Raw genomic sequence first — 18,680 nt, 5'->3', positions numbered from 1 at the left:
GAGGAAATCGGCTTGTTCGATTTTTTGATTTACGTACATCAAATTTGGCGCTAATTGTCTCGTCAGGAGGAACGATGAGGCCAACAGTTCACGATATCGCCGCTGCCGCCGGTGTCAGTCTCGCGACTGTCGACCGGGTTCTCAACCAGCGTCCCGGTGTGCGTCACGTCACGCGGGAGAAGGTCGAAACGGCGATCCGTGAGCTCGGTTATATCAGAGACGTCGCCGCCGCCAATCTCGCCAAGGGACGTACGTATCCATTGGTGTTCATCCTGCCGGCCAGCGACAATTCCTTCATGCACGGGCTCAATGCCGAGATCCGGCAGGCGGTGCTCCGCTCGCCGGCCGAGCGTACCGATATCCGCACCATCGAGGTGCCGGCTTTCGATCCGGCCGCCCTTGTTTTTGTGCTCGAAGAGCTTTCCCGGGAGAGGCCTTGCGGCATCGCGATGGTCGCGACCGATGCGCCTGAGGTGCGCGCCACCGTCGACAGGCTGGTGCGCGAGCGCTTTCCTATCGTCACTCTGGTTTCCGATCTCACCGGGTCGCTGCGCCATCACTATGCCGGCGTCGACAACATTGCGGCCGGCCGCACGGCGGCCCGCCTGCTCGGGCGCTTTCTCGGGCCGCGAAAGGGTGAGATTGCGGTGCTTGCCGGTTCCATGCTGGTGCGCGACCATCGTGAGCGGTTGGAGGGCTTTGCCGCTGTTATGGCCGCGGAATTTCCTCATCTTGCGATCCTGCCGGTTCTCGAAGGCCGCGATGACCCCGAAGTCGCCCATAGGCTCGTCGCCGACGCGCTCGGGAATGCCGGTATCATCGGCGTCTACAGCCTTGGCGCCGGCAATCGCGGTCTGATCCGGGCGTTGAAGGAGAAGGCCGTCGACCGGACGCTGACGGTCATTGCCCATGAGCTCACCGCCCATACGCGCGCAGCACTTGTCGACAATACGATCGACGCGATCCTCAACCAGGATGCCGGCCATGAGGTGCGCAGCGCCATCCGTGTATTGAAAGCTAAGGCGGACGGGCTTGCCGTCATCGAAGCGCAGGAGCGCATCCGCCTCGACATATTCCTGAAAGACAATCTGCCGTAACGGCAAAGGAGAATACCCCATGTATCTCGGTCTCGATCTCGGAACGTCCGGCGTCAAGGCGATGCTGATCGACGGCGATCAGAAGATCGTCGGCTCGGCCAATGGTTCGCTCGACGTCTCGCGCCCGCATTCCGGCTGGTCGGAGCAGGAGCCGGCCCACTGGGTGCGTGCGACGGAGGAGGCTGTCGCCGGGCTCAAGGCGAAACATCCGAAGGAGTTGGCTGCAGTCAAGGGCATCGGCCTTTCCGGTCAGATGCACGGCGCGACGCTCATCGATGCCACTGATAAGGTGCTGCGTCCTTGCATCCTTTGGAACGACACGCGCAGCCACGTCGAGGCTGCGGCCCTCGATGCCGATCCGCGCTTTCGCGCGCTTACCGGCAATATCGTCTTCCCGGGCTTTACCGCGCCGAAGCTCGCCTGGGTCGAGAAGCATGAGCCCGATATCTTCGCCAGGATCGCTAAGGTGCTCTTGCCGAAGGATTATCTGCGTCTTTGGCTGACCGGCGACTATATCTCCGAAATGTCGGATTCGGCCGGCACCGCCTGGCTCGATACCGGCAAGCGGGCCTGGTCGTCCGAACTGCTGGCCGCCACCAATCTTTCCGAGGAGCAGATGCCGGCACTCGTCGAAGGCACCGGGCAGGCCGGCAAGCTGCGGGCGGAACTTGCTGCGCAATGGGGTATTTCCGGCGATGCCGTCGTTGCGGGCGGCGCCGGCGACAACGCAGCCTCGGCCTGCGGCATGGGCACGGTCAGCGATGGCGCCGCCTTCGTCTCGCTCGGCACGTCAGGCGTGCTTTTTGCCGCCAACGGTTCCTATCTGCCGAAGCCGGAAAGCGCCGTGCATGCCTTCTGCCACGCGTTGCCGAACACCTGGCACCAGATGGGCGTCATCCTGTCGGCCACAGATGCACTTAACTGGCATTCCGGCGTCACCGGCAAATCGGCCGCCGACCTGACCGGAGAACTCGGTGAGACGTTGAAGGCGCCGACCGGCGTCAGCTTTCTCCCCTATCTCTCCGGCGAGCGCACGCCGCACAATGATGCCGTCATCCGTGGGGCCTTCGTCGGCCTTGAACATGAAAGCAGCCGTGTCGTTCTCACCCAGGCGGTGCTCGAAGGTGTTGCCTTTGCCATCCGAGACAATCTCGAAGCGCTGCGCTCGGCCGGCACCGGCATATCCCGCGTCACGGCGATCGGCGGCGGTTCGCGCTCGCGTTACTGGCTGGCGTCGATCGCGACCGCGCTCGGCGTTCCGGTCGACCTCCCCGCCGATGGCGATTTCGGCGCGGCCTTCGGCGCCGCCCGCCTCGGCCTGATCGCGGCAACCGGGGCAGATCCGATTGCCGTCTGCACGCCGCCGGTGACATCGGGCACGATCGAGCCAGTGTCAGCACTGAGCGGCGCTTATGAGGATGCCTACAAGCGTTACCGCGCACTCTATCCGGCGATCAAATCGCTGGCGCATTGAGAACTGGAGCCAGCGGCCCCCTCATCCGCCTGCCGGCACTTTCCCCCCGCTGGGGAGAAGAGACACGCGGCGGCGCCTCATCACCTTCTCCCCTGGGGGAGAAGGTGGCCCGAAGGGTCGGATGAGGGGGCCAGACGGCACAAACGACAAGACTGAACTACGACCCAAGGAGACCCAAGATGAGCACCGGATTTTTCGGCGATATCCAGAAAATAAAATACGAAGGCCCCGACAGCACTAATCCGCTGGCCTTCCGCCATTACCAGCCTGATGAAATCGTCATGGGCAAGCGCATGGAAGACCATCTGCGTTTTGCCGTCGCCTACTGGCACACCTTCACCTGGCCGGGCGGTGACCCCTTCGGTGGTCAGACCTTCCTGCGTCCCTGGTTCGAAGACACGATGAAGGCTGCCAAGCTTAAGGCTGACGTCGCTTTCGAATTCTTCTCGCTGCTCGGCTCGCCCTATTACTGCTTCCATGACGCCGACGTGCGTCCGGAGGGCAAGAATTTTGCCGAAAACACCAAGAACCTGAACGAGATTGTCGACTACTTCGCCGAAAAGCAGGCTTCCACCGGCACCAAGCTGCTCTGGGGCACGGCGAACCTCTTCTCGAACCGCCGTTACATGTCGGGTGCGGCGACCAATCCGGATCCTGACGTTTTTGCTTTCGCCGCTGCGACGGTCAAGACCTGCATCGACGCCACGCAGAAGCTGGGCGGTGAAAACTACGTTCTCTGGGGCGGCCGCGAAGGCTACGAGACGCTGCTCAACACCGATCTCAAGCGTGAACTCGACCAGCTCGGACGCTTCCTCAACCTCGTCGTCGAATACAAGCACAAGATCGGTTACAAGGGCACGATCCTGATTGAGCCGAAGCCGCAGGAGCCGACCAAGCACCAGTATGATTACGACGTTGCGACCGTCTATGGCTTCCTCAAGAAGCACGGACTTGAAAACGAGGTGAAGCTCAATATCGAGCAGGGCCACGCGATCCTTGCCGGCCACTCCTTCGAGCACGAGCTGGCGCTTGCCAATGCGCTCGGCATCTTCGGCTCGATCGACATGAACCGCAACGACTACCAGTCCGGCTGGGATACCGACCAGTTCCCGAACAATGTTCCCGAAATGGCGCTCGCTTACTATCACGTTCTGGCAGGCGGCGGCTTCAAAACCGGCGGCACCAATTTCGACTCGAAGCTGCGCCGCCAGTCTCTCGACCCGGCGGATCTGCTGATCGGTCACATCGGCGGGATGGATTGCTGCGCCCGCGGCCTGAAGGCCGCTGCCAGGATGATCGAGGACAAGGCTCTGTCGCAGCCGCTCGCCGATCGTTATGCCGGCTGGGAATCCGCCGAGGCGCAGAAGCTCTTCCGCGGCGAGTATTCGCTGGATGAGATCACGACCTGGGTCGAGACCAAGGACGTCAATCCGCAGCCGAGATCAGGCAAGCAGGAACTGCTCGAGAACGTCGTCAATCGTTACGTCTGATCAAGCGCGCCGGCGGCCAGCGGTCGCCGGCGCAACCCTTTCAGAATGGCTGCGGGCGCTCAGTCCTCAGCCTCTATCGGCTCAACGCTTCGACCAGTTGCGCGACGGCGCAGAGACGGAGTTTCGAACCACTAGATCCGGCCGGAGCAGGATTTCCGTTTCGGTCGGCCGGCCATCGGACAGGAGTTCGAGCAGCAGCGCCATCGCCTGTTTGCCGATCGCCGTTCTCGGCTGGCGGATCGTAGTCAGCGGCGGTGATATGAAGACGGCCTGCGGCACGTCGTCGAAACCGGTCACCGAGAAATCTCCCGGAATGTCGTAGCCTCGCGCGCCGAGCCCGACCATGACGCCGATCGCCGTCTGGTCGTTGACGCACATGAAGGCGGTCGGAAGCGTGTCGCGCATGAAAAGCTGTTCGACCGCATGCCGCCCGCTCTCGATCGTGCCATCGCCTTCGAGCACGATCCGCAAGTCCGGCGGGACGCCGGCGGCGTCGAGGCCGGCATCATAACCCATGCGGCGCCTGGTATAGGCAAGCCGGGTGCGCGAATCGCCGATGAAGGCGATCTTGCGATGCCCTTCGGCCAGCAGCAGGTCCACCGCTTTCCTGGCGCCCTCGGTATCGTCGACGCCGACATAGGGAATGCCGCCGTTGAAAACAGGCTCGAAAACGCCGACGCTCGGCGGCAGCCGCGCAGTCATCGTCTGATGCCCGAAGGGCAGGATGCCGGTAAACAGGATCAGCCCGGCTGCCTGGTTGGAATTCAGGAATTTCAGATATTCGAGGCCGCGCTGGGCGTCGTTCTGCGTGTGGCCGATCAGGATGCCGTAGCCGTGGGCGCGGGCCTCGTTTTCCAGCCCGACGAGAATGTTGGAGAAATTGGGGTCGCCGATATCGGGCGCCACGACGAGGATCATGTTGGAGCGGCCGAGCCTCAGGCTGCGCGCCATGGCATTGGTGGTGTAACCGGTGATGGCGATCGCCTGGTTGACCTTGAGGCGGGTGGAATTGGCGACCTTCTCTGGCATATGGATTGCCCGGGACACCGTCGCGATGGAGACCTCGGCGATCCGGGCGACGTCTTCGATTGTTGCGGGCGTGGAATTCGACACTGGGCTCTGCCTTGGGGCTGTCTTCGCCGCGACACTACACAGACTTGTCGGGAGGTCAAAGGCAGGCTTCAACTGATCTGTGTAAATCAACGATGTAAACCTTTACACGATGTATGTAAAGGTTTACATAAGGTGCTTAGCGGCCGGAGAACCGCTTGGGGAGGATCTGATGACCGTGGAGACTGCCGACACCGCACCCGTGGTGCTGTCCGCCAGGCGCATATGCAAATCCTTCAGTGGGGTGCAGGTCCTCTTCAGCGTGAATTTCGATCTCCGCGCCGGCGAAATCCATGCGCTGATGGGTGAAAATGGCGCCGGCAAATCCACGCTTGTCAAGGTATTGTCCGGTTTCGAACAGCCGAGTTCCGGCGAAATTCTGCTTGACGGCAAACCTGTCGTCCTGCCGCCCAACGGTGCCGCCGAGGCGCTCGGCATCGTCATCATTCACCAGGAATTCAACCTCGCCGAACATCTGACGGTGACGGAGAGCCTCTTTCTCGGGCGCGAAGTCACGCGCTTCGGTGTGCTCGACCGCAAATACATGCGTTCGGAGACACGCAAGGTTCTTGATGTGCTCGGTTCGCATGTCGATGAGAATGCGCTGATCAGCACGCTTTCCATCGCCGACAAGCAGATGGTCGAAATCGCCAAGGCAATCAGCCGCGAAGCGCGGGTGGTGTTCATGGATGAGCCGACCGCGGTGCTGTCGCGGGAAGAGACCAATATGCTCTTCAAGCAGGTTCGCAAGCTGCGTGACCAGGGCACCAGCTTCGTCTTCGTGTCCCACAAGCTCGACGAGGTGATGGAGCTGACCGATCGTGTCACGGTGCTGCGCGACGGCCAATGGATCAAGACGTCGCAGACATCGATTCTGGACGGGGAATCGATCGCGCAATTGATGGTCGGCCGCGAACTTTCCAGTCTCTATCCCGCCAAGGTCGAGCCTGATGTCGACGAGGAGATCGTCCTCAGCGTCGCCTCGGTGTCGACGGGTTATGTGAGGGATGCGAGCTTCGAGGTTCGCAAAGGCGAGATCATCGGTTTTTCCGGCATGATCGGCTCCGGCCGCACCGAGCTGATGGAAGCGATCGCCGGGTTGCGGACCCGTCTCGAGGGTGAGGTGGTCATCAAAGGGGAAACGGTTCCCTCCGGTGATGTCCATGCCGCCAATCGCTGCGGGCTCGCCTACATGACCAAGGACCGCAAGTCGAAGGGCCTGCTGCTGCGCTCCGGCATGATGGCCAATTTGACGCTGCAATCGCTCGGAAGGCATTCGCGCCGCGGTTATCTCAGCCCCGGCAGCGAAGCGGCTGCTCTGGCGAAGGCCAAGCGGCGTTTCGATATCCGGGTGCGCGACGGCAATATCGTCGCCGGCCGGATGTCGGGTGGAAACCAGCAGAAGCTGCTGCTGGCCAAGGTCATGGAGACCGAGCCCGACATCATCATCATCGACGAGCCGACGCGCGGCATCGATGTTGGCACCAAACAGCAGATCTATCATTTCATCTCGGCGCTGGCGCGGGACGGCCGCTCGATCATCGTCGTCTCGTCGGAGATGCCGGAGGTCATTGGCCTCTGCACGCGGGTGGTGGTGATGCGCGAAGGACATATCGTCGGCATGCTCGAGGGCGACGAGATTTCCGAGCAGGAGATCATGCGTTACGCCGCCGGGCTGAAGAAGAAGGCGGCGGCCTGAGGGCTGAAGCGGACAGATAAAATGCCCAAAAAAGATGGGGCGGGAGGTTGGTTTTGGAAATGAGCGTCAACGAGGAGACCAGGGAAATCCGGCGCCGATCCTGGCGGGATGTCGATCTGCGTGCGGTCGCGCCTTTCGTCGCCCTGGCGCTGCTTCTGATCGTCGGAGCCCTGGTCAATCCCAATTTCATCGGCATCACCAACCTTGCCAATGTCGCGACGCGCAGCGCCTTCATCGCCATCATCGCGGTCGGGGCGACCTTCGTAATCTCAGCAGGCGATCTCGACCTGTCGGTGGGCTCGATGGTGGCCTTCGTCGCCAGCCTGATGATCCTGCTGATGAATTCGGGCGCCATCGAAAACCCGGTGCTGATGCTGACGGTTGCGGCCGTCTTCACGATCGTCGCCGGTGCGCTCTGCGGCCTGGCAAATGGCCTGATCACCACGGTGGGCAAGATCGAGCCCTTCATCGCGACGCTCGGAACGATGGGCATCTATCGTGGCCTGACGACATGGCTGTCGCAGGGCGGCGCGATCACCCTTCGCTCCGCCGATATCCAGACGCTCTATCGTCCTGCTTATTTCGGCAGTATCGCCGGTGTGCCGGTACCGATCGTGCTGATCCTGGCAGTGACGGCGGTTGCGGCCTTTATCCTCTATCGCACCCGCTACGGGCGCCACGTCGTCGCTGTGGGATCAAACAGCGATGTTGCCCGCTATTCCGGCATCGCGGTCAATCGCGTCAGGACGATTGCCTTCGTCATCCAGGGCCTGTGCGTCGCCATTGCCGTGTTGCTCTATGTTCCCCGTCTCGGCTCGACGTCGGCAACGACCGGAATCCTGTGGGAGCTGCAGGCGATCACAGCCGTCGTCGTCGGCGGCACGGCGCTGAAGGGCGGCGCCGGCAGGGTCTGGGGGACGATCTGCGGCGCCTTCATTCTCGAACTCGTCGGCAACATCATGCTGCTGTCGAACTTCATCAGCGAGTATCTGATCGGCGCCATCCAGGGTGCGATCATCATCATCGCCATGTTCGTGCAACGCTCGCTGGTGCGCAAATCATGAATCGACCCGGTTTGCTTTGACCAAGCTTGCAATTGACGACCTTGCAATTGATCGGGCTTCAGGGCGTCCGGTCCCGATATGGAAAAGTCCCTGAAATTTGGGAGGAAATAGCATGCATAGATTGATGTTGGGCCTGGCGGTTGCGGCGGTGACGTTTGCCGGCGCCGCTCACGCCGAGGACAAGAAATTCACTATCGGCGTGTCCATTCCGGCCGCCGACCATGGCTGGACGTCGGGCGTGGTGTTTCATGCCGAGCGCACCGCCAAGCTGTTGATGGCCGAACATCCTGGTCTCAACGTCATCGTCAAGACCTCGCCGGACGCTGCCAGCCAGGCAAACGCTGTGCAGGATCTCGACACGCAGGGCATCGACGCTCTCGTCATCCTGCCGTCGGATCCCGATCCGCTCGTCAACGCCATCAAGGAAGTCAAGGGCAAGGGCAAGTTCGTCGCCCTCGTCGACCGCGCGCCGTCGAGCAACGACAACTCCGTGCGTGACCTCTATGTCGCCGGCAACAATCCGGCTCTCGGCGAAGTCGCAGGCAAGTACATCAAGGACACCACGCCTGATGCGCAGGTCGTCGTCATCCGCGGTCTGCCGATCCCGATCGACCAGCAGCGCCAGGACGGATTCGATAAGGGCATTGCCGGCTCGAACGTCAAGGTTCTCGACCGCCAGTACGGCAACTGGAACCGCGACGATGCCTTCAAGGTCATGCAGGACTACCTGACCAAGTATCAGAAGATCGACGTCGTATGGTGCCAGGATGACGACATGGCGGTCGGCGTTCTGCAGGCGATCGAGCAGGCCAAGCGCACCGACATCAAATATGTCGTCGCCGGCGCCGGCTCCAAGGACATGGTCAAGAAGGTGATGGACGGCGACAAGCTGATCCCGGTCGACGTCCTCTATCCGCCGGCAATGGTCGGTACGGCCATGGAGCTGACGGCGGCAGCACTCTACGATCAAGTCCCTGTTCACGGCAGCTACATCCTCGATGCGACGCTCGTCACCAAGGACAATGCCAAGGACTTCTACTTCCCGGATTCTCCGTTCTGATCCATCGACTGGAGACATGCGCCCATTCGAAAGGATGGGCGCATTTTTAATGCGTCGATCCAATGTCCAGCCGAAAATGCTGCACGTACCTCTTGCCCGCCAAAGCCCACCATGATTAGCTCGCGCCATCGGCTTCCGGCCTTGCGCCAAATCCGCAGGCTACTGCATAATTCCTTAAATCGGAATCGATTTAAGGATAAAATTATGCAGCGATTTTAAGTGTTACAGCGTCCTTTGCGCGTCTTTTCAGACGCGCGGCGCTGTAAGGTAAATAGGTGCCTTGCGCCCGCCAAATTGCGTGCTACAACACTTCAGAAACGTTTACGGTCGATATTCAGGGAGGAATCTGACATGAAGACGATCAAAGGCCCCGGCCTTTTCCTTGGCCAGTTCGCGGGCGATACCGCTCCTTTCAACTCGTGGGACGCGATCACCAAATGGGCGGCCGATATCGGTTACAAGGGCGTCCAGGTGCCGACCTGGGCAAGCCAGCTGATTGATCTGCGGAAGGCCGCCACGTCCAAGGATTATTGTGACGAATTCGCCGGCAAGGCCCGCGAAAACGGCATCGAGATCACCGAACTCTCCACCCATCTGCAGGGTCAGCTCGTCGCCGTTCACCCGGCCTATGACGAAGCCTTCGACGGGTTTGCCGCACCCGAGGTGCGGGGCAATCCGAAGGCGCGCCAAGAATGGGCGGTTGAGCAGGTCAAGATGGCGTTGACGGCTTCGAAAAACCTCGGCCTCAAGGCGCATGCGACCTTCTCCGGCGCGCTCGCCTGGCCGTTCATCTATCCCTGGCCGCAGCGTCCTGCCGGTCTGGTCGAAACCGCCTTCGACGAACTCGCCCGCCGCTGGACGCCGATCCTCAACCATGCGGATGAGAACGGTATCGACGTCTGCTACGAGATCCATCCCGGCGAAGATCTGCATGACGGCATCACGTTCGAAATGTTCCTGGAGCGGGTGAAGAACCATCCGCGCGCCAACATGCTCTACGATCCCTCGCACTACGTTCTGCAGTGCCTCGATTATCTCGACAACATCGACATCTACAAAGACCGCATCAAGATGTTCCACGTCAAGGATGCGGAATTCAATCCGACCGGACGCCAGGGCGTCTATGGCGGCTATCAGGGCTGGGTGGAACGGGCCGGCCGCTTCCGCTCGCTCGGCGACGGCCAGGTCGATTTCGGCGCGGTGTTCTCGAAGATGACGGCGAATAATTTTGACGGCTGGGCCGTAGTCGAATGGGAATGCGCGCTGAAGCATCCGGAGGACGGCGCCCGCGAAGGGGCCGAATTCGTTGCCGCCCATATTATCCGCGTCACCGAGAAAGCCTTCGACGATTTCGCCGGCAGCGGCACGGACCAGGCGGCGAACCGGCGGATGCTGGGGCTCTGAGACATAGGGTGTGCCGCGAGGGCTGCCCCTCACCCTAACCCTCTCCCCGTGAACGGGGAGAGGGGACTTGCCCAACGAAGTGTTGGAGTGGGACGGAGGCGGCGCGGCATATCCCTTCTCCCCGTTTGAACGAGGAGAAGGTGGCGGCAGCCGGATGAGGGGCGCATCCGCACCAAGTTTAAATTTCAGGAGGACAGAATGGCAATCGAAGCATCATCCGAACAGACCCGCGAGCCGCGCATCCGGCTCGGCATGGTCGGCGGCGGCGCCGGCGCGTTTATCGGTGCGGTGCACCGGATCGCGGCACGCATCGACGATCAGTACGAGCTCATCGCCGGCGCGCTGTCGTCGACGCCTGAAAAGGCGGTTCAATCAGGCCGCGACCTCGGCCTTGATCCGTCGCGGACCTATTCCAGCTACCGCGAGATGGCGATCCGCGAGGCGAAACTGAAGAACGGCATCGAGGCGGTGGCGATCGTCACACCGAACCATGTGCACTATGATGCGGCCAAGGAATTCCTGAAGCGTGGCATCCATGTCATCTGCGACAAGCCGCTGACATCGAACCTTGCCGATGCGAAGAAGCTGAAGAAGATTGCCGACGAGAGCGGCGCGCTCTTCGTGCTGACGCATAATTACACCGGTTATCCAATGGTCCGCCAGGCGCGCGAGATGATCGCGAACGGCGAACTCGGCGATATAAGAGTCGTCCAGGCCGAATATCCGCAGGACTGGCTGACGGAGGCGGTCGAGCAGACCGGCCAGAAGCAGGCCGCCTGGCGCACCGATCCGGCGCAATCCGGCGTCGGTGGCTCGACGGGGGATATCGGCACGCATGCCTATAATCTCGCCGCCTTCATATCAGGCCTGGAGCTCGACAGTCTCGCCGCCGATCTCGACAGTTTCGTTCCCGGCCGCCGGCTGGATGACAACGCCCATGTCATGCTGCGCTTCAAGGCCAAGGGCTCGGAGAAGCCGGCCAAGGGCATGCTCTGGTGCAGCCAGGTGGCGCCCGGCCATGAGAACGGCCTGATGGTCCGCGTCTACGGTTCCAAGGGCGGGCTGGAATGGACTCAGAAGGACCCGAACTACCTCTGGTACACACCGTTCGGCGAACCGAAGCGGCTGATCACCCGGGGCGGCGCCGGTTCAGGCGCGGCTGCCGGCCGCGTTTCGCGCGTGCCGTCTGGGCATCCCGAGGGTTATCTCGAAGCCTTCGCGACGATCTATACCGAAGCCGCGCATACGATCAATGCCCGCAAGAAGGGCAAAGCCGTCGACAAGGCAGTGGTCTACCCCACCGTCGATGACGGCGTGAAGGGTGTGGCCTTTGTCGAGGCTTGCGTCGCCTCTTCCAAGAAAAACGGCGCATGGGTCAAGGTCTGAGTTTACAGATCCGCGTCGCCCAATGAAAAACGCCGAGGCGGGCTCAAAGTCGCCTCGGCGTTTTGTTTATGGTGATCAGGCAGCAGCAGTGCGGCCACGCTTCAGCAGGTTGTCCACGCTCAACGGTCCCGCGCCTGCCGCCACCAGATACAGAAACACGAAGCAGAACAGGATTGCCGCGACGCCGCCGTTCTGGGCGGGATAGATGCCCTTCGGCGCATGCCCGATGAAATAAGCGAAGGCCATCAGGCCGGAGAGCACGAAGGCTGCGATACGGGTCTGGAATCCCACCAGGACCAGGAAGCCGAGGGTGAGTTCGATAAGCCCGGCAATCCAGGAGAGCGAGCCGGCAGACGGTACGCTTGCCGCAACCGGAAAATGCAAAATCTTCTGCGTTCCGTAGCTGAAAAGGACAAGTGACGAGACGATGCGCAGCAGGCTCAGCAGATGAGGCTGCAGCAGATGGACGGAAGACAGCATGGGATTCCTTTCACATTTGTGATGCCATTTCCCGTGTAAGGATCGTGGCCTCAACAGCAAGTCACGCCTGCTGACATTGCCGTTATGAGTGCGGGCAGATGGGAAGAGGGGGACTTCCTGCAACGTTGCAGTTTTTCTCGCCGCCAGCCTGTACTTTGCCTTCACGCTTGGCTAAATCCCGCGCAAACGGCCAAGCTAGAGATAGGATTTTAAGGTGATCGATCCGAAAAAACTCGCACAGCGCTTCCCCGGCGACTTCACCTTCGGCGTTGCCACCGCCGCCTTCCAAATTGAGGGCGCCAGCAAGGCGGATGGCCGCAAGCCGTCGATCTGGGATGCCTTCTGCAATATGCCCGGCCGCGTCTATCATCGCGACAATGGCGACGTCGCCTGCGACCACTATAACCGGCTGGAGCAGGACCTCGATCTCATCAAGGAGATGGGCGTTGAAGCCTATCGCTTCTCGATCGCCTGGCCGCGCATTATCCCCGACGGCACGGGTCCGGTGAATGAGGCCGGTCTCGATTTCTACGATCGGCTGGTCGACGGCTGCAAGGCGCGGGGGATCAAGACCTACGCGACGCTCTACCATTGGGATCTGCCTCTGCTGCTTGCCGGCGACGGCGGCTGGACGGCGCGCTCAACCGCCTATGCGTTTCAGCGCTATGCCAAGACAGTGATGAACCGCCTTGGCGATCGCCTCGATAAGGTCGCGACCTTCAATGAGCCCTGGTGCATCGTCTGGCTGAGCCATCTCTACGGCATCCACGCTCCGGGCGAACGCAATATGCAGGCCGCCCTTCACGCCATGCATTATATGAACCTCGCCCATGGCCTCGGCGTCGAGGCGATCCGCTCGGAAGCCCCCGATGTTCCCGTCGGGCTTGTGCTCAACGCCGCTTCGATCATCCCCGGTTCCGACAGCCCGACCGATCTTGCAGCCACTGAGCGTGCGCACCAGTTCCACAACGGCGCCTTCTTCGATCCCGTCTTCAAGGGCGAATATCCGAAAGAATTCGTCGAGGCGCTTGGCGACCGCATGCCCGCCATCGAGGATGGCGACATGAAGCTCATCAGCCAGAAACTCGACTGGTGGGGTCTGAATTACTACACGCCGGAGCGGGTCACCGACGATGCCGAACGCAAGGGCGATTTCCCGTGGACGGTGAAAGCGCCGCCGACAAGCGACGTCAAAACCGATATCGGCTGGGAAGTCTATGCGCCGGGATTGAAGCTCCTGGTCGAGGGCCTTTACCGCCGCTATGAACTGCCGGAATGCTACATCACCGAGAACGGCGCCTGCGACAACACCGATGTCGTTGGCGGCGTGGTCGACGATAAGATGCGCCTGGACTATCTCGGCGACCATCTCGATGTCGTGGCCGGTCTCATCAAAGACGGCTATCCCATGCGCGGCTATTTCGCCTGGAGCCTGATGGACAATTTCGAATGGGCGGAGGGCTACCGCATGCGCTTCGGTCTCGTGCATGTCGATTATCAGACCCAGCTGCGCACGGTGAAGAAAAGCGGCAAGTGGTATCGCGACCTCGCAGCACAATTCCCGAAGGGCAATCACAAGGCGGGTTAGATGGGGCGGTTGACATTGCTTTCCTGAATTTTCCGTCATCGGCAGGCAAAGAATAAGGTCTCGCAAAGATTCAACAGGCGGTTGCTTAAACGTTTTTGAACCCTTGACTGGCAAAGTCGGACGGTCAGGGAGCCGTAATGCAGACAGCCGGAAAGCCGCAGAGCAAGGGATTGGGAATAGGCCGTCACATTACCGTCACGGGCGTACTTTTCTCCTTTGCCGTCATCGTCGCAATCGTCACCGTGATGGTGCTGACGGCGCTCGAACGCGTGGCCGAGAATTCCAATCTCCTCGATGATGAGCGCTCGCGCGAAACGACGATCGGGGCGTTGAAGACTTTCGAGGACCAGCTCGGCGCGACGCTCGACGATTACGCCGCCTGGGACGATGCCGCCGTCAATGTCTATTCGCCAGACGGCATGGCCTGGACGGCGAGCAATTACGGCGAGATGTCGGTCAACAGCGCGCTTTTCGACATGGCGATCATCATCGATGACGGGAAGACGCCGATCATGGCCTATCGCGACGGCAAGCCGATGGAGGAGCCGCTCGCGGATTACTTCGCGCCGTCGCTCTGGACCCTGTTCGAGACGGCGAAGGCGGCCGGCCTAGCCGGTACTCCCCAAGCGGTCGGGTTCGTCACTACCAAACGCGGTGTTGCCGCTGTCGGTGTCGCCCTGGTGCGGAAAAAATCCGGCGCGCTTGATGTGCCTGCCGGCCAACACCGCTATCTCGTTTTTGCCCGCCATCTCGACAATGACCGGGTGGCCGCGCTCGGCCAGACCTATGTCATCGGCGGGCTGAGGCTGGCGCCGGCGAGCTTCGAGGCCGATTATTTCGTGCCGATCGTCGATCCGTCCGGGGGAATACTCAAAAAGCTCGTCTGGACCTCGCGTTCACCGGGTGATGTCGGCTACGCACAGGTGCGGCCGATGGTTATCCAGGCGCTCGGCCTGGTCGGGCTGTTCTTCGTGGTGCTGCTGGTCATCGGCTGGCTTGCCGGCCGCCGGCTGAAGGCCGAGGAAAACAGCGCCCGCGAGGAGGCGCTACGTGACCGGCTGAGCGGTCTTTCCAATCGCGATGGTCTCGGGCTTGCCGTCGACCGCTTCGTCGTCGAGGCTCGCCAGTCCAAGCGCAACGTGCTGCTCCTTTATCTCGACCTCGACGGCTTCAAGGAGGTCAATGACAGTTATGGCCACGGCACCGGCGACCAGTTGATCCGCGCGGTCGCTGCCGGTCTCGACGTGCTCATCCCGCAAGGCGCGGTTCTCGCCCGCATCGGCGGCGATGAATTCGCGATCGCCTTTCTCTCCGACGGCGAGAATGCCGCCGCACTGCAGCTAGCCGAGCAGATCCTCGATTTTCTTGTCGAGCCGCTGGAGATTGGCCGCCGCGTCGTTGTCGTCGGAGCAAGCATCGGCATCGCCATGTCGCCTTGCGGCATGATCGAGCGTGAAGAACTGGTGCGCCGCTCCGACCTTGCCATGTACAAGGCGAAGGAAGCCGGCCGTGCGCGGATGATGCTCTACGATCCGTCGATGGATGCGGATCGAGAGCAGCGCAATGCGCTGGAGCTCGATCTCCGGATCGCCATTGAGAGCGGCGACCTGACGCTCGCCTACCAGCCGCTGATCGATGCGGCCTCCCATGCGCCGACCGGTGTCGAGGCACTGGTGCGCTGGAACCGTCCGGGCCATGGCCCTATCTCGCCCGAGGTCTTCATCCCGATCGCCGAGACCAGCGGTCTCATCGAATCGCTCGGTCTGTTCGTGCTGCGCAAGGCCTGCGAGACAGCCAAGCAATGGCCGGAACTCAACGTCTCGGTCAACGTCTCGCCCGGCCAGTTCCGCAATCCCGCCTTTGCCGACTATGTGCGCTACGTGCTGAAGCAAACCGAAATCGAGGCCGGCCGTATCACGCTCGAGATCACCGAAGGCTACATGATCCAGAATCCGCAGCGCACCCGCCAGTCGATCGACCGGCTGAAGGCGCTGGGTGTCAAAGTGGCGCTCGACGATTTCGGCTCCGGCTTCTCCTCGATCGGTTATCTCAGGCAGTTCGGTTTCGACCGGATCAAGATCGACCGCTCGCTGGTGATGGGTGTCAACGAGGACAAACGTCAGCGCGAGATGCTGCAGGCGACGGTGGCGCTTGCCCGCTCGCTCGACATTCCGGTGACGGCCGAAGGCATCGAGACCGAGGAGCAGGCAATAGCCATGCGCCTCTTCGGCTGCGATTGCCTGCAGGGCTATCTGTTCGGAAAGCCGGTGACGGCCGAGCTTATCACTGAGATGCTGAACGAGCGACGCGCAGCGGAACCGGCGGCCCGGCGCCGCATCGGCGCAGCCTGACCGGCAACGCCTGCCTCAGACAGCAAGGCTGATCCCCTGAATATCGGCTCAGCTGCCGATATGCCGCTGGCCGCGCTTTCGTGCGAGGGCGATCTGGTGCTGCCGCTGACGATAACGCAGCCGGTCTTCTTCCGTCCGCGTGTGATAGCAGTGGCTGCAGGAAACGCCTTCCTCGTAGTGCGGCGAGGTGACCTCCTCTGAAGTGATCGGGTTGCGGCAGGCGTGGCATAGCCGGTGTTCGCCTTGCTTCAACCCATGCTCGACGGACACGCGTTCGTCGAAGACGAAGCAGGCGCCATCCCAGAGGCTTTCCTCCTGTGGCACCTCCTCGAGATATTTCAGAATTCCGCCCTTCAGGTGATAGACCTCGTCGAAGCCCTCAGCCTTCATGAAGGCCGTCGCCTTCTCGCAGCGTATGCCGCCGGTGCAGTACATGGCGACCTTCGGCTTATTGTGCAGGCCGGGATTGTCGCGCACCCAATCGGGAAATTCGCGGAAGGTCTTGGTTTTCGGGTCGAGCGCGCCGCGGAAGGTACCGATTGCCGTTTCGTAGTCGTTGCGGGTGTCGATGACGATCGTATCGGGATCGGAAATCAGCGCGTTCCAGTCCTTCGCCGCGACATAGGTGCCGACCACCTTGTTGGGGTCGATGTCCTCGACGCCCATGGTGACGATTTCCTTTTTCAGCTTCACCTTCATGCGCAGGAAAGGCATTTTCGAGGCGCGGCTTTCCTTATGCTCCAGGCTTGAAAATTCCGGCTGGGCGCGCAGGAAGGAAAGCACGGCGTAAATGCCGGCATCCGGGCCGGCGATCGTGCCGTTGATACCCTCATGCGCCACAAGCAGTGTCCCCTTGACGCCGTTCTCCTCGCAAAGCGTCTGCAACGGGCTCTGCAGGCTCTCAAAGCGCGGCACGGAAACGAAATGGTAGAGTGCGGCCACGAGGAACGGGCTGGTGTGTGTGAGGCTGTCGGTCATGGGGCGGAAATACAGAAAATCGGCGGGTCGCGCAATTGCCTTCGCTGGTGCGCCTCTCACCTCCCGGCCGTCAGCCAGAGAAGCTCGATGCGTTGTGCTTCCTCGTCGGGATCATCGGCGAAGACGGTTTTGGCTTTAAGAAGCGCTTGCCGCCGGTCTTCCTGCTGGCGGAAGATGATGGCGTCGAGCAGATGGGCGAGGTCGTCATTGCGGGGGAAGAGCTGCGGCTCGGCCTCGACCAGTTCGCAGAGCACGGCAAGATCGTGAATGTGGCCGAGATCCTCGGCGAGTTCCTTGGCCGCATCGCGCTTGGCCTTCATCGCGCCGGGCCAGACGTCGCGCAACAGGCCGTGATAAAGCTGATAGTCGTAGGTGCGTTTGCGCAGATCGTGGAAATCGTCGGCCGATGCCTCGCCGTGGCAAGCTGCGAGTGCTGCCTTGGCCTTCCCAGCGGTGCGGCGCCAGCTCTTTGCCAGCATGCGGGCATTCTTGCGGTGGCCGCCATCAAAGGAGACCGCATCCAGGGCGGTGATCGCCGCCTTCAGAACGTCGGAAGTTTCCTTCAGCCGCTGTTCCAGGCCGCTTTCGGCTTCCACCATCCAGTCACGGCGGCCCTGGAGAATCGTGACGATACGGGCGAGTGCCTCGCTTTCCTCGTTCCCGCGGGCTGCATGCTGCAGATACTGCGCCGTGCCGATGAGGGCAGCCGCGTCGCGGATTGCTGAGAGCGAGCGTGCGGCATCGCGCAGCCTGGCATTTTCGCGGTCCTGGAAATCCGGCACCTCGCGCGCCACGAGGCGGTAGAGCGAGCGCAATCGCTTCAGGTTCTTGCGGAAGGAATGGATCGCCTTATGCGCGCCGTCCGGCTGCTCGTCGAGAACGATGACGGCGCGTTCCAGCTGATGCGTCGCGACGCTGCGGAACGCCTTGGTGAAATCGGCGTCAGGCCGAATGCGATAGCCCATGCCTGTCGCGCTCGTATTCTGTGGCAAGGGCTTGGTTGGAATAGCGGAAATCGCCGGTCACTTCACGGCCAAGCCAACGGGGCAGGGCTGGATTATCGGTTTCCGACCTCATCTCCACCTCGGCAATTACCAGTCCGCGATGCTCGCCGGCAAAGACATCAACCTCCCAGACGAAGCCCTCATACGGGACGCGGTAACGGGTCTTCTCGATGACGATGCCGATGGCGTTCTGCAACAGCTCTTTGGCCTCGGCGATCGGGATATCATATTCGAATTCGTCGCGGGTGATGGTGCTGCGGCCGATCTTGATCGTCAGCCTTGCCTTCCTGCCGTCAAGGATACGCACGCGGACGGACCGGTCGTCCATCGAGGCGATGTAACCCTGCCTCAGGGCAGACTTCGTCTCGACGGCTGAACGCCATCCATCGCTGCGTACGAGAAACTTCCGCTCAATCTCTTTCGCCATACGGTGAACCTTTGGTGACGATGACGGCACGGTAGTCCAATTTCCGCGCATTTCCTACCCATCTTGAC

At 61.5% G+C, this 18,680-nt stretch carries 15 protein-coding genes; 10 read left to right on the top strand and 5 right to left on the bottom strand.

The window, feature by feature from the left end:
• Nucleotides 1–74 precede the first annotated feature (74 nt).
• The 3 genes from GR197_RS08415 (at nucleotide 75) to xylA (ending at nucleotide 4,061) form a co-directional block, all read left to right on the top strand.
• Complete coding sequence (locus tag GR197_RS08415) at nucleotides 75–1,097, top strand: LacI family DNA-binding transcriptional regulator (RefSeq protein ID WP_164008414.1); 1,023 nt, start codon at nucleotides 75–77, stop codon at nucleotides 1,095–1,097.
• Between the two features lie 19 nt (nucleotides 1,098–1,116).
• Nucleotides 1,117–2,571 carry a xylulokinase gene (xylB, locus tag GR197_RS08410; protein ID WP_164008412.1) on the top strand — a complete coding sequence of 485 codons (1,455 nt, stop codon included), beginning with the start codon at nucleotides 1,117–1,119 and terminating at the stop codon, nucleotides 2,569–2,571.
• Nucleotides 2,572–2,750: 179 nt separating this feature from the next.
• Nucleotides 2,751–4,061, top strand: coding sequence for a xylose isomerase (xylA, locus tag GR197_RS08405; protein WP_164008410.1), 1,311 nt, complete (start codon nucleotides 2,751–2,753; stop codon nucleotides 4,059–4,061).
• 81 nt (nucleotides 4,062–4,142) lie between these two features.
• On the opposite strand, the gene GR197_RS08400 is transcribed toward xylA, so the two are convergent.
• On the bottom strand, nucleotides 4,143–5,174 hold the full coding sequence (locus tag GR197_RS08400) for a substrate-binding domain-containing protein (protein WP_164008408.1): 1,032 nt from the start codon (nucleotides 5,172–5,174) through the stop codon (nucleotides 4,143–4,145).
• A gap of 169 nt (nucleotides 5,175–5,343) precedes the next feature.
• On the opposite strand from GR197_RS08400, the gene GR197_RS08395 reads away from it, so the two are divergent.
• The 5 genes from GR197_RS08395 to GR197_RS08375 all read left to right on the top strand — a co-directional run bounded on the left by GR197_RS08395 (nucleotide 5,344) and on the right by GR197_RS08375 (nucleotide 11,784).
• The gene (locus tag GR197_RS08395) at nucleotides 5,344–6,870 is read left to right on the top strand and encodes a sugar ABC transporter ATP-binding protein (RefSeq protein WP_164008406.1); all 1,527 of its coding nucleotides are present in this window, start codon (nucleotides 5,344–5,346) and stop codon (nucleotides 6,868–6,870) included.
• A gap of 59 nt (nucleotides 6,871–6,929) precedes the next feature.
• Complete coding sequence (locus tag GR197_RS08390) at nucleotides 6,930–7,934, top strand: ABC transporter permease (RefSeq protein ID WP_164008404.1); 1,005 nt, start codon at nucleotides 6,930–6,932, stop codon at nucleotides 7,932–7,934.
• A gap of 112 nt (nucleotides 7,935–8,046) precedes the next feature.
• Entirely contained in the window at nucleotides 8,047–8,994 is a 948-nt protein-coding gene (locus tag GR197_RS08385; protein WP_164008402.1) for a substrate-binding domain-containing protein, read from the top strand.
• 351 nt (nucleotides 8,995–9,345) lie between these two features.
• Entirely contained in the window at nucleotides 9,346–10,398 is a 1,053-nt protein-coding gene (locus GR197_RS08380; protein ID WP_164008400.1) for a sugar phosphate isomerase/epimerase family protein, read from the top strand.
• A gap of 198 nt (nucleotides 10,399–10,596) precedes the next feature.
• A complete protein-coding gene (locus GR197_RS08375) occupies nucleotides 10,597–11,784 on the top strand; it encodes a Gfo/Idh/MocA family protein (protein ID WP_164008398.1) in 1,188 nt (395 codons plus the stop codon).
• Nucleotides 11,785–11,859: 75 nt separating this feature from the next.
• On the opposite strand, the gene GR197_RS08370 is transcribed toward GR197_RS08375, so the two are convergent.
• Nucleotides 11,860–12,264, bottom strand: coding sequence for a DoxX family protein (locus GR197_RS08370; RefSeq protein WP_164008396.1), 405 nt, complete (start codon nucleotides 12,262–12,264; stop codon nucleotides 11,860–11,862).
• A 214-nt stretch (nucleotides 12,265–12,478) separates the two neighbouring features.
• On the opposite strand from GR197_RS08370, the gene GR197_RS08365 reads away from it, so the two are divergent.
• On the top strand, nucleotides 12,479–13,852 hold the full coding sequence (locus GR197_RS08365) for a GH1 family beta-glucosidase (protein WP_164008394.1): 1,374 nt from the start codon (nucleotides 12,479–12,481) through the stop codon (nucleotides 13,850–13,852).
• 137 nt (nucleotides 13,853–13,989) lie between these two features.
• On the top strand, nucleotides 13,990–16,203 hold the full coding sequence (locus GR197_RS08360; protein WP_164008392.1) for a bifunctional diguanylate cyclase/phosphodiesterase: 2,214 nt from the start codon (nucleotides 13,990–13,992) through the stop codon (nucleotides 16,201–16,203).
• Nucleotides 16,204–16,251: 48 nt separating this feature from the next.
• Here GR197_RS08360 and GR197_RS08355 read toward each other — a convergent pair whose 3' ends face one another.
• From GR197_RS08355 to GR197_RS08345, 3 genes are read right to left on the bottom strand one after another with little or no spacing between them, the layout of a single operon-like run.
• Nucleotides 16,252–17,181: a rhodanese-related sulfurtransferase gene (locus tag GR197_RS08355; RefSeq protein WP_164008390.1), complete on the bottom strand. Its 930-nt coding sequence runs from the start codon at nucleotides 17,179–17,181 to the stop codon at nucleotides 16,252–16,254.
• Between the two features lie 56 nt (nucleotides 17,182–17,237).
• Nucleotides 17,238–18,146: a CHAD domain-containing protein gene (locus GR197_RS08350; RefSeq protein WP_164008388.1), complete on the bottom strand. Its 909-nt coding sequence runs from the start codon at nucleotides 18,144–18,146 to the stop codon at nucleotides 17,238–17,240.
• Nucleotides 18,124–18,612 carry a CYTH domain-containing protein gene (locus GR197_RS08345; protein ID WP_164008386.1) on the bottom strand — a complete coding sequence of 163 codons (489 nt, stop codon included), beginning with the start codon at nucleotides 18,610–18,612 and terminating at the stop codon, nucleotides 18,124–18,126. The genes GR197_RS08350 and GR197_RS08345 overlap by 23 nt, the downstream gene beginning before the upstream one ends.
• Nucleotides 18,613–18,680 lie beyond the last annotated feature (68 nt).

Origin of the sequence: Rhizobium phaseoli, from assembly GCF_010668805.1 — a bacterium.
Lineage (GTDB): Bacteria > Pseudomonadota > Alphaproteobacteria > Rhizobiales > Rhizobiaceae > Rhizobium > Rhizobium phaseoli_A.
This window is presented reverse-complemented; position numbering and strand designations above follow the sequence as displayed.

Bases quoted from the DNA above. Each gene is read 5' to 3' on its own strand.
- GR197_RS08415 (WP_164008414.1), top strand. From the start codon at position 75: ATGAGGCCAACAGTTCACGATATCGCCGCTGCCGCCGGTGTCAGTCTC.
- xylB (WP_164008412.1), top strand. From the start codon at position 1,117: ATGTATCTCGGTCTCGATCTCGGAACGTCCGGCGTCAAGGCGATGCTG.
- xylA (WP_164008410.1), top strand. From the start codon at position 2,751: ATGAGCACCGGATTTTTCGGCGATATCCAGAAAATAAAATACGAAGGC.
- GR197_RS08395 (WP_164008406.1), top strand. From the start codon at position 5,344: ATGACCGTGGAGACTGCCGACACCGCACCCGTGGTGCTGTCCGCCAGG.
- GR197_RS08390 (WP_164008404.1), top strand. From the start codon at position 6,930: ATGAGCGTCAACGAGGAGACCAGGGAAATCCGGCGCCGATCCTGGCGG.
- GR197_RS08385 (WP_164008402.1), top strand. From the start codon at position 8,047: ATGCATAGATTGATGTTGGGCCTGGCGGTTGCGGCGGTGACGTTTGCC.
- GR197_RS08380 (WP_164008400.1), top strand. From the start codon at position 9,346: ATGAAGACGATCAAAGGCCCCGGCCTTTTCCTTGGCCAGTTCGCGGGC.
- GR197_RS08375 (WP_164008398.1), top strand. From the start codon at position 10,597: ATGGCAATCGAAGCATCATCCGAACAGACCCGCGAGCCGCGCATCCGG.
- GR197_RS08370 (WP_164008396.1), bottom strand. From the start codon at position 12,264: ATGCTGTCTTCCGTCCATCTGCTGCAGCCTCATCTGCTGAGCCTGCTG.
- GR197_RS08360 (WP_164008392.1), top strand. From the start codon at position 13,990: ATGCAGACAGCCGGAAAGCCGCAGAGCAAGGGATTGGGAATAGGCCGT.
- GR197_RS08355 (WP_164008390.1), bottom strand. From the start codon at position 17,181: ATGACCGACAGCCTCACACACACCAGCCCGTTCCTCGTGGCCGCACTC.
- GR197_RS08350 (WP_164008388.1), bottom strand. From the start codon at position 18,146: ATGGGCTATCGCATTCGGCCTGACGCCGATTTCACCAAGGCGTTCCGC.
- GR197_RS08345 (WP_164008386.1), bottom strand. From the start codon at position 18,612: ATGGCGAAAGAGATTGAGCGGAAGTTTCTCGTACGCAGCGATGGATGG.